A 10,435-nucleotide genomic window follows, 5' to 3' on the forward strand; every position below is an offset into this window, starting at 1 on the left:
TCTGACAGGATCAGAGACGAGATGCTCTGAAGCGCCTTTCATATCAGGTGAAAACTTGATGAAAGGAGAGAGAATATGGAATTCAAGATAAACGAAGTCAATGTAGATGACGTCGATATCCTTGAAGAGACAGAAGCTCCGATGTGGGGATTCTTCTGCGGAGCGGGCTGTTTCGGAATGTGGTGCAACCCATTCTAAGCTCCTTTCGGATCAGGTAAAGTAATGATGAAAGGAGGAAAAGACCATGGAATTCAAGATGAACGAAGTCAAGGTAAACGACATCGAGATACTTGAGGAGACAGAGGCTCCTGCATTCGGTATCATCTGCGGCGGTGGCTGCTGGGGAATCGGATGCGCATTCTGATGATGCGGAAAGCATATTACATTTAAAGCTTTTTTAACCATATCATTCTTAATGAAAGGAGAACCTGTAAGATGGAATTCAAGATGAATGAAGTCAGAGTCGAGGAGATCGAGATCCTCGAGGAGACAGAAGCACCTGCATTCGGTATCATCTGCGGCGGTGGCTGCTGGGGAATCGGCTGCGCATTCTGATGAGGCAGCATAACACCCTGTCCATATCCCTTATAACGGGTTATCAAAATTATTGAAAGGAGATCCTTTAAGATGGAATTCAAGATGAATGAAGTCAGAGTCGAGGAGATCGAGATCCTCGAGGAGACAGAAGCACCTGCATTCGGTATCATCTGCGGCGGCGGCTGCTGGGGAATCGGTTGTATCGGCTAATTAGTTAAGTAGAGTGTTGTTTTGGAGATGCCGCAAAGGCATCTCTGAGATGACGCGCTTCATTCACACTTGAAATGGTAAAAAGCTATGAAAGTACACTTTATTGACAAGTCGGAAGACACCTGCGTAATGTTTTTGTGCGAGTCACTCAAGTTCTACAATGTCAGCAAGTCTATAAAAAAGGTCGTCAACGATATACTTGACGGCGTTCCGAGATGCGAGATACTTGAAAAGTATAAGATGAAGGCTGAAGCATATGATAATATATGCAGGATACTCAGCGAAGACCCCGTAGAGGACGTTACGGGAGAGAAAACAGATACACTGTACAGACTCGTCCTCAATGTAACAAACAAGTGCAATCTCAACTGTAAGTATTGCTATGCCGAGGGAGGAAATTATTCCTCATCGGAATGTCTTATGAGCAAAGAGACCGCAAAGGCGGCAATAGACCTGTTTTACAGCAGGTACAAGGCGATCAAGGTGATACAGTTCTTCGGCGGCGAGCCGCTGCTCAACGAGCCTGTTATCAGATTCGCCTGTCAGTATATAACCGAGCTGTATGAGTCGGGAAAGATAGAGATGCTTCCCCAGTTCGGTACAATATCCAACGGAACGATCTATTCCGACGCGCTTGCAGAGACCATCAGCAAGTACAATATCTCAATAACCTTCAGTATCGACGGACCCAAGCCGATACATGACAGCATGAGAGTATACAAGAACGGAGACGGATCCTTCGGAAGGATACTCAATAATATAGAAAAATATAATCAGTTCTCTGTATCGCCTATGGCAGCGGAGGTAACCTACAACGCAAGGCATACGGAAAACAATTATTCAGTTATAGATACTATCAAATACCTGAAGGACGATCTCAGGATCCCCAATGTACATATTGTACCTGTTTCGGGAGATGAGAGCGTTGATTACAAGCTTCAGAACAGGGATTCCTTCAATGACGCTGTAGACGAGGCCTTCAGGGAAAAGAGCGAGAATGACAAGGATTATTCCTTCACATATCTCAGCAGGATCATCAAGTCGCTCAAAACGCGCAAATCAAACAAGTATCTCTGCGAGGCGGGCATATCTAATTACTCCGTATCATGCAGGGGAGACGTATATCCCTGCTTCATGTTCACGGATGTGGATGAATTCAGGATGGGCAATATCTTCGATCCCGTTCCCGTATTTGAGAACCCCATGTTCACAGAGATGAAGAAGAAACTGAAAAGCTTCAGCAAGTACAAATACGAAAAATGCAAGAACTGTTTCAACAACAGAGTCTGCTCGGGCTGTCTGGGTACAAATTACTTCAACAGCAACGATATAGATTATACTCCCGACGAGGAGTGTGAGATGCAGAAAAAGCTTACGGAAAAGGTACTGATAAGGCTTTCGGATATGGTATAGATCAGTAAGGAGGACGACAATGGGAATGCCATGTGTTGTTAATGATATCCGTCCCTATCTTCTGTATGAGTATAAGAACAAGGAGAATAAGTTCGCTATAGGCAGCATCAGCAGGGACCGCTTCATCGAGGTGGATGAAAGCAAGAAGAATACTGTTATGCAGGCTATAGACCTTATGGACGGCAATCATTCGTATGAGGAGATCGAACAGACGGTAAAGAAGGAAACGGGTGCGAATATCAACGCGGAGGACCTGTATTCCGTACTGGAAAAGGCAGGACTTCTGGCGGAGAAGGATGTGTCCGCACCGTCAAGGAGCGAGTTTGAGACACTCGGACTCAAGCTGTTTGAGACCGGGATCACGGGACTGAGATCGTTTTTCAGAGCCATGTCTCATCTGGCCTTCCCCACAGCCCTGCTGACAGCGGCAGCTGTGATATTCACCGTGGTGTTCGGAGCAGTAAACAGCAGATATGTCTCGTCGGTGAGCCTGCTGGGCTTTGAGGGGCACTATGTGCGCAATATCATCACCATAGTGCTCATAATGGGCGTAAGCATAATGCTGCACGAATTCGCTCATGGCATAACGGCGTCGAAATACGGGATAGTCCCGCAGAAGATATCGGTATCACTTTATCTGTATGTCAGTCCCATAGTATATATAAAGCTTCCGGGACTGTACACGATCAGGCCGAGAGAACGCATAAGCGTATGGCTGGCAGGAGTAACGGTGAACGCCCTTCTCCTGTGTACGGGCTTTATCTCGGCGATCATACTCAATCAGAACGGAGCTTCTGAATTTGCAGTAAGTGCAATGAATTATTTATGGTACGTTAATCTGGTATTCATCGTAGTAAATCTTTGTCCGTTGATGCCGCTTGATGGTTATTTTGTACTGGCGACCCTTCTCAAGATACCCAATCTCAGGAGCAGGTCGTTTGCTTCAATAAGAAACAGTATAAGAAACAAGAGCGTTCAGATGACGCCCGGACAGCTGCTCTATTTCCTTCTCAGCGTGATAGCTATGGGATATATCTTCCTGAAGGAAATAATGGCAATGGCGGGTATCTTCGCGAAGAACCTCGATAACGGGATAGGAAGTGCATTCTGGAGCGTAAAGCATTATGTGCTCCTCATAGCACTGATAATCACAGTCAAGCTCGTAAGAGCAAGGAAGATCAGGAGGGAAAGCATATGAATAATATAATCGAAGTAAAGAATTTATGCAAGACCATAAATAAGGTAGATATCATCAATGATATAAGCTTTTCGGTAGCCAAAGGAGACATCCTTGGCTTCCTGGGCCCCAACGGTGCAGGCAAGAGTACCACCATCAAGATGATGCTGGGACTGGTAAAGCCCACCAAGGGCAAGGTAGAGCTCTGCGGATACAACATAGTTGATTCGAGAGCAGAGGCGCTTTCAAAGGTAGGCGCCATGGTAGAGGCTCCCGCCTTCTACGGATATATGACAGGCTATCAGAACCTGGAGCTCTACGCCGATCTTTACGGCATAGACAAGGCAAGGATCGAGGAGGTCCTTGCACTGGTACACCTGACGGACGACAAGAACAAGAAGGTAAAGAAATACTCTCTGGGCATGAAGCAGCGTCTCGGCATCGCAAGAGCCTTCCTCAACAAGCCCGAGATCATAATTCTCGACGAGCCCACCAACGGCCTTGATCCCGTAGGTATCATCGAGATCAGACAGATCATCATGAAGCTTGCCGAGACCCAGAACGTGACCTTCATAATCTGCTCTCATATCCTGGGAGAGATCGCAGCAATGTGCAACAAAGTCATAATCATTAACAAGGGAAGGATAGTTTCCTACGGCCCTGTTGACAAGCTTGTAAGCGAAGCAGGCTGTAATACTCTTGAAGAGTACTATATCAAAGCGTTAGGGATTGATAAAATTGGTTAAACTGTTAAAGATAGAATTCAGGAAAATGCACAATTCCCGTATGTTCCTTGCAGGCTTTGCAGTGGTAACGCTTATATGTCTGGGAATATCTGCAATAGAGCTCAGCGCCAAGGGCTTCGGCATAAAGGAAGCGTCGTATACGGATTTCATGATCTACAATGCGACCTTTGTGATACCCAAGTTCTTTATCCCCCTGCTTATGATACTGCTTGCAGCCTCTGTATGGGGCAGCGAGTATGCCAACGGCATGACAAAGACCTTCATGCTCTGCAAATGCTCAAAGACGCAGTTCTACATCAGCAAGTGTCTTTTCCTGCTGATAATGTGCGCAGCAGTTTCCGTGCTCTCATTCGCGGTGCTCTCCGCAGTGAGCATACTGAAAAACGGAGCAGATCAGGTAAGCGGAAAGGAAATAGCCGATATGGCGAAGATGTATCTGCTTTCCGCAGCAGGTCTCATACCGATAACCATAATCACAGTGCTGGCATCGATCTTTCTGGGCGATTTCCAGAAAAGCTTTGCCTGCGGGATAGTAGTGCTCCTGCTGTCCATAGCGTTTGACAGCGTAGGCACAAAATCGTTCCTGTCACCAACACATTTTCTCAGCTGCAGTCCGCTGTCCCATTTCGGCATCGAAAAGCCCGAGGCCTATGCGGTGCTTGCGGCATATGCAGTGATCCTTTACCTTGCGGGTATGGTCTTTTTCAGAAAAAAGGACATATGGAGCTGAGGACATGATAGAAAGGCGGTAATAATATGACTAAGATAGTTAAAAACGAATTCAGGAAATTCTTCAAGGGAAAGATATTCATATTCGAGTTCCTTCTCATCATCGGCCTGTGTCTGCTGGGCGTAACGGCATACAAGGACATGGTGGACATTACGGTAAACGAGCTTCCCAAGTCCCAGACCTACTCCGAGGCTCTGAAGGACACCCTCAGATCAATGGACGGAGCTGAGTTCTCGAAGCTTTTCCTGACAGACTTTATATACAAGAGCTTCTTCTCATTCTTCCTTATCTTCATCGTCATCACAGCAGTCAATGTATTCTCCGATGACAGAGAGAGCGGAAATATGAAGTTCACCATACTCACAGGCGTTGAAAGAAACACTGTTATACTCGGCAAGCTCATATTCATGGTATGCTCCATATTCATGACGGTCATCTTCAATCTTGTGCTCTCACTTGTGGTGGGAACCATATTCTTCGGCGCACCTGCTTCGATGGATACTGTCCTTGAGGTAGTGGGCATGACGCTGCTGGCAGTTGTTCCCGCATTTGCAATAACGGTATTCATCGCGCTCTTATCGCAGATAAAGATAAGCTCAAAGATCATCATGGCTGTCGGCATAGTATTCACGTTCATTATGGGCGTTCTGGATACTCTTACCGGTACCAGCCGCTTCTCACCTATCGGCTCGCTGTCTGTATTCTCGGACAATGTACCTGCCATCAATCATCAGCTCCTGACGGGCTGCGCGGTATCGGCGGTATATGTGGCTGTAGGTATAGCTGCAATGATACTTATATCCTCCAGATACGAGTATTATGAATAAAAAAGGAGAGCGCTCCGCAGCCTGCGGGGCGCTTTTCTGTTGACATGACCACCTTTTCGTGTTACAATCTGAAAAGAACAGATTTTTGCGAAGGGGGAAACAGCTATGAAAAAGAATGGAGCCGAAAAGCCGAAGGGCAGGGGGCGCCTCATACGGATACTGCTTCTGCTGATATTTACTGCGGCGTTGCTGACCGCTGTCTATATCCGCACAAACCCGAAATGGAAGGCCGCAGAGCTCACTGTGGAGCCTGCCGGCAGATTCTATGACATAAGCTGTGTAGAGCCTGCGGGCACGTCTCTTGAGACAAGGATAGTTCCGCCCGAAGGCTTTGAACGTGTCCCTGCCGCAGAGGGCAGCTTCAGTGAGTATCTGCGGAAATATCCGCTGCTTCCCGATGATATAAAGCTGCCTGTTTATGACGGCTCCGCTATGGATTACTCAAATGCAGCCGCTGTATTTGACATCAGTCTGGGAGACGAGGGCTATCAGCAGTGCGCAGACAGCGTAATAAGGCTTTACAGCGATTATTTCTATGAGACAGGCCAGCTTGACAGGATATCATTCATGTTCTCCAACGGCGACGAGTGCAGCTACGACCGCTGGCGCAGGGGAAAAAGAATGCTGGTTCTTGCAAACATCTCCTGCGAGATACCTGCGGCGCTTCCCGATGACAGCCATCAGCAGTACATGAACTACCTCAAGGAGGTAATGCGTTATGCAGGCACTCTTTCGCTTCAGAAGGAATCGGAGGTCATTCCTGCAAAAGAGCTCCGTGTGGGAGATATCGTCTGCAACGATACCCATGTGGTCATGGTAGTTGACGAGGCAGTAAATGAAAAGGGTGAAAAATGCTATCTTTTCGGACAGAGCTTTATCCCTGCGGTGTGCTTCCATATATTATCAAGGACCGAGGGCAGTGAGGTCACTCCCTGGTTCACACAGGAGGAGCTTGAAAAGGACTCATTTGTGATCGGCACATTCGGATTTAAAAAGGAGGATATCCGCCGCTGGAAGGAGGGCTTCTGAAGCTCCGTAACCATACAAAAAGAAAGCTCCCGTCCGTTAACTGCGGCAGGAACTGTTTTGTATATTGCAATCTCTGCAATACAGTGTTATAATGAAGTATCTTGAATAACAGGAGCAAAGCTATGTATTACTATATAAAAAACACGCTTGAAAAGGCGAAAAAGCTGGACTTCAAAGGCAAAAGCGGTCAGTTCGTTGCGGTGCTTACGTCCGTGGAATGGCTGGAGAGCAGGGACAAGTTCGATATGGGTATCGAAATGGACATAGACCTTTCCGCTATACATTCCACAAAGGCGGAGGTAAACTACGATTCCCTGACGGGAACCTTTTCTATCCCCGACAGGAACAGTATTTCTGCTCCCAATACCAATTTTGCCTTTGCTCTCGACGAAAAGGGCATTGTCTTTATTGACGACAGCGGCTTTGTGGACAAAATTATCGGCAATATCGTAAGCTCCAAGCGCTGGACTATGCCAAGCCTTGAACGTTTCATATACGACTTTCTCGAACAGATAGTTGCCCGTGACCGGATAATCCTTGAACGTGTGGATAAGGAACTTGACACTGTAGAGTCCAATATCCTTGACGGTGAGGAAAAGGATCCTTCCCAGAGAGTCAGCCGTATAAGGAGCGATCTCAGAGATCTGCGCACCCATTATGAGCAGCTTATTGACCTCGGTGAGGAGCTCGAAGAAAACGAGAACGATTTCTTCAACGAGGATAACATAAGATACTTCCGACTGTTTACTCAGCGTGTTTCAAGACTGCGTGATATGACCGCTTCACTCCGCGACTTTTCAATACAGATACGCGACCTCTACCAGTCTCAGCTGGATATAAAGCAGAACCGCATAATGGCTCTGCTGACGATAATCACTTCCATATTCATGCCGCTGACCCTCATCGCAGGATGGTACGGCATGAACTTCAGATATATGCCCGAGCTTGAATACAAGTGGGCTTATCCTGCCGTTATCGCGGTCAGCATTGTAATTGTGATCGTCAGCCTTGTCTTTTTCAAAAAGAAAAAGTGGCTGTAAAAAATATCGGGAACAGTTCAGCTGTTCCCGATTTGTTGTATTACCTATTCCAGGCAGTCATTTTACAGCTTGATAACGACCTCGATATTGCTGTCAACAGCCTTGCGGAACTTCTCGCCGTCAGCAGGACTGCCTGCTACTGTTCCGTAGTGTATCGGGATCGCATATTCCGGACGGATAATATTCACAAGCTCCGCGGCCTGTGCAGCGTCAGTGGTGTAAGTGCCTCCTGCAGGAATGAGCGCTATTTCGCACTTTACCTGCTTGTTGTCAGGAGTGATATCCGTATCGCCTGCGATATAGATGCGTCCTTGGTCGGGACTGTCGATGATATATCCCAGCCAGCCGTTGGACTGCGGGTGGAAGGGCTTTCCGATGTTGTACGCAGGAACAGCCTCAAATCTGACACCGAAGACTTCGAACTCCTCGCCTGCGGTCACCTGCTTCACGGTCAGACCAAGCTCCTTTGGCTCGTTTACAGTGTCCGGACAGACGATAACAGTGTCCGACTTCATCACCTTGCGGATATCATCAGGGGAGTAGTGATCGAAGTGGCTGTGTGTGATGAGGATTATGTCGGCGTCGTGTGTCGCTTCTATGATGTTATACGGGTCGGAGTAGATGATTTTTCCCTCGTCGATGCGGATACTGCTGTGTTCGTTTATGGTTATGAAATCAAGCATGGCGAGACCTCCCTGTCGGTATTTTTCTACAATTATAGCATAGATCGGCGTGGATAGCAAGCAATTTTTCGTTGTTCATATAAAACCTGTGTATTATAGAGCTTTTATTGACACGGCAGTGATGCTATGGTATAATTGTTACTAAGCTAAATCGGAATTTATCAAGCTATCTGCTAAAGAAAGGATGACGCAGTGACTATGATTGAGATTTCCTATCTACAGATGTTTATTTTTATAACTCTCATTTGGATACTTGTGCGATTCATAATTGCGATCAGATTCAAGCAGTTTTCGGTAAAACGCGAACTTCAGATGCTTCTTGTATACATATGCCTTGTAGTTATTGCAAGATTTGTATACTTCCCGTTACATTTTGTTGACGGGAAAATAGGTACTCTAACGATTGGATTTTCAAAGACACCGTCTGACATGATAAGTTTAATCCCGTTCTTTTTTCTCTTTGACAGATATGATGGATGGCTTATCAATATTATCGGAAACATAGCAATGTTTATACCTGTAGGAATAGTATGGCCTATCTGTTTTCGCAAGCTTGATAATATCAAAAAAACTATGTTCGCAGGGATTTGTTTTATTATCTTTATTGAGCTGTCCCAATTGCTATGTCCCGAAAGGCATACAGATATTGATGACATAATATTAAATACGAGCGGTGTTATGATTGGGGCGTGTGTCATATTTGCTATACGAAAAGCCGCAAATTCTGATTTATCTTAGTAACCGGATAAAATACAATGCCCCGAAACACTTTGAAATGCTTCGGGGCAAAACTTCTAAATGGGTATCTGTCTTTGAATCGGGCGGCTTTTTACTTGCATTTTTCTTTTCCGTATGTTATAATAAAAGTTGATTCAATTCACTTGGCATTCTGACAACGGAGGTGTTCGATCTATGGAATTGATCATCATCGGCGTGATCTGGGTCATTGCCCCGATTCCCCTGACGATTTTATGGTTGATGAACCGCAATAAAGCACAAAAACAAAAGAAGCTTTTGCAGCAGCTGCTCGAACAGCACCGCATTCTTCCGGATGAACTGACACAGGCCGGGCTGCAAATTCCGGCGCAAAAACCGCCTGCGCTCCCGGAGGGGACCGTTTCGCTTCCGCAGTCCGCTGCCCCGCCGCTCTTACAGCCGAGCAGCCCGCCGCTGATTCAGGCCGTCCCGCCGGAAGATGCGCTCTCTGCCGCCGCGGCGCGTGCTGCACAAATTGCTGAGACAGAAATTACCGGTGCGCAGCCCGCAGCATCAGCTCCGCCTGCATCTGCCGCAGAACAGCTTGGCGAGATCATCGTCCCGCAGGCTGATAAACCGAATCAGACCGGCGAGATCATCCTTCCGCAGACTGATGCATCGAATCAGACCGGCGAGATTATCATTTCGCAGACTGATACACCGAATCAGACCGGCGAAATCATCATCACGAAGGATTCTGAATCCGCAGAACAAGAAGCTGTATCTGCACCGGCCGCCGATTCTGTTACGCCCCCGCAGTCACAGCCGCCTGTCCCGAATCCGCCGCAGCCCGTACCCGCCGTGCCGCAGCTGCCGAACCGCATCTCTGCGATCACGCTGATGCTTTCGGTCGGCGTGCTGCTGGTCATCTTCGCCGGACTGATCTTTGTCCGCACAACCTGGGGCAAGCTCACCGACGGCGGCCGGCTTGCCACACTCGCAGCAGGCAGCGGCCTCTTCTTCGGTACCTCGGCACTCGCGAAGCGCATCTTTAAGCTCAATCGCACCAGCATGGCCTTTTTCACGCTCGGTGCAGCATTCCTGCCGATTTCCGTCTGGGCAGCGGGCTATCTGAAGCTGCTCGGCGAAGGTCTCTCCGGCGCCGGAAATCCATGGCTGATTGCACTCGCATTCGGCTCATTTACGGTGATCTCGCTGATCGCCGCCCTGATTTATAAGCAAAAGGGCTGGGGCATCGCGTTCCTCACCGGCCTGACCTTGAGCTATATCAGCGCGGCGGCCGAAATGAAAATCTACCGAGAAACCAGACTGCTCCCGTTCCTGATT

At 47.5% G+C, this 10,435-nt stretch carries 10 protein-coding genes and 1 pseudogene; 10 read left to right on the plus strand and 1 reads right to left on the minus strand.

The features are described from left to right. The first annotated feature begins 75 nt into the window (after positions 1-75). From Q0Y65_RS15000 to Q0Y65_RS15035, 8 genes are all read left to right on the plus strand, one after another. Positions 76-198, plus strand: coding sequence for a hypothetical protein (locus tag Q0Y65_RS15000; protein WP_297960700.1), 123 nt, complete (start codon positions 76-78; stop codon positions 196-198). A gap of 636 nt (positions 199-834) precedes the next feature. Beyond that, positions 835-2,160 (plus strand): radical SAM/SPASM domain-containing protein, encoded by a 1,326-nt coding sequence (locus Q0Y65_RS15005; RefSeq protein WP_297960697.1) that lies wholly within the window; start codon positions 835-837, stop codon positions 2,158-2,160. 19 nt (positions 2,161-2,179) lie between these two features. Beyond that, positions 2,180-3,358, plus strand: a complete 1,179-nt coding sequence (locus Q0Y65_RS15010) for a metalloprotease (RefSeq protein ID WP_297960694.1) — start codon at positions 2,180-2,182, stop codon at positions 3,356-3,358. Continuing rightward, complete coding sequence (locus tag Q0Y65_RS15015) at positions 3,355-4,083, plus strand: ABC transporter ATP-binding protein (protein ID WP_297960691.1); 729 nt, start codon at positions 3,355-3,357, stop codon at positions 4,081-4,083. Before Q0Y65_RS15010 ends, Q0Y65_RS15015 begins: the two co-directional genes overlap by 4 nt. After that, positions 4,076-4,813, plus strand: a complete 738-nt coding sequence (locus Q0Y65_RS15020; protein WP_297960688.1) for an ABC transporter permease — start codon at positions 4,076-4,078, stop codon at positions 4,811-4,813. The genes Q0Y65_RS15015 and Q0Y65_RS15020 overlap by 8 nt, the downstream gene beginning before the upstream one ends. A gap of 26 nt (positions 4,814-4,839) precedes the next feature. Beyond that, on the plus strand, positions 4,840-5,640 hold the full coding sequence (locus Q0Y65_RS15025; protein WP_297960684.1) for an ABC transporter permease subunit: 801 nt from the start codon (positions 4,840-4,842) through the stop codon (positions 5,638-5,640). A gap of 105 nt (positions 5,641-5,745) precedes the next feature. Then, positions 5,746-6,669 (plus strand): DUF4846 domain-containing protein, encoded by a 924-nt coding sequence (locus Q0Y65_RS15030; RefSeq protein ID WP_297960681.1) that lies wholly within the window; start codon positions 5,746-5,748, stop codon positions 6,667-6,669. A gap of 122 nt (positions 6,670-6,791) precedes the next feature. After that, a complete protein-coding gene (locus tag Q0Y65_RS15035) occupies positions 6,792-7,709 on the plus strand; it encodes a CorA family divalent cation transporter (RefSeq protein WP_297960678.1) in 918 nt (305 codons plus the stop codon). Between the two features lie 62 nt (positions 7,710-7,771). On the opposite strand, the gene Q0Y65_RS15040 is transcribed toward Q0Y65_RS15035, so the two are convergent. Beyond that, positions 7,772-8,392, minus strand: coding sequence for an MBL fold metallo-hydrolase (locus tag Q0Y65_RS15040; RefSeq protein WP_297960675.1), 621 nt, complete (start codon positions 8,390-8,392; stop codon positions 7,772-7,774). Positions 8,393-8,704: 312 nt separating this feature from the next. Between Q0Y65_RS15040 and Q0Y65_RS15045 the strand changes: the two genes are divergently transcribed. After that, the gene (locus Q0Y65_RS15045; protein WP_297961625.1) at positions 8,705-9,130 is read left to right on the plus strand and encodes a VanZ family protein; all 426 of its coding nucleotides are present in this window, start codon (positions 8,705-8,707) and stop codon (positions 9,128-9,130) included. A 174-nt stretch (positions 9,131-9,304) separates the two neighbouring features. Then, positions 9,305-10,435: pseudogene (locus Q0Y65_RS15050) on the plus strand (hypothetical protein); the annotation flags it as partial.

This window comes from uncultured Ruminococcus sp. (genome assembly GCF_947301925.1).
GTDB lineage: Bacteria > Bacillota > Clostridia > Oscillospirales > Ruminococcaceae > Ruminococcus.

Excerpts from the sequence above, each read along its gene's own strand:
- Q0Y65_RS15000 (WP_297960700.1), top strand. The coding sequence starts at position 76 with ATGGAATTCAAGATAAACGAAGTCAATGTAGATGACGTCGATATCCTT.
- Q0Y65_RS15005 (WP_297960697.1), top strand. The coding sequence starts at position 835 with ATGAAAGTACACTTTATTGACAAGTCGGAAGACACCTGCGTAATGTTT.
- Q0Y65_RS15010 (WP_297960694.1), top strand. The coding sequence starts at position 2,180 with ATGGGAATGCCATGTGTTGTTAATGATATCCGTCCCTATCTTCTGTAT.
- Q0Y65_RS15015 (WP_297960691.1), top strand. The coding sequence starts at position 3,355 with ATGAATAATATAATCGAAGTAAAGAATTTATGCAAGACCATAAATAAG.
- Q0Y65_RS15025 (WP_297960684.1), top strand. The coding sequence starts at position 4,840 with ATGACTAAGATAGTTAAAAACGAATTCAGGAAATTCTTCAAGGGAAAG.
- Q0Y65_RS15030 (WP_297960681.1), top strand. The coding sequence starts at position 5,746 with ATGAAAAAGAATGGAGCCGAAAAGCCGAAGGGCAGGGGGCGCCTCATA.
- Q0Y65_RS15035 (WP_297960678.1), top strand. The coding sequence starts at position 6,792 with ATGTATTACTATATAAAAAACACGCTTGAAAAGGCGAAAAAGCTGGAC.
- Q0Y65_RS15040 (WP_297960675.1), bottom strand. The coding sequence starts at position 8,392 with ATGCTTGATTTCATAACCATAAACGAACACAGCAGTATCCGCATCGAC.
- Q0Y65_RS15045 (WP_297961625.1), top strand. The coding sequence starts at position 8,705 with ATGCTTCTTGTATACATATGCCTTGTAGTTATTGCAAGATTTGTATAC.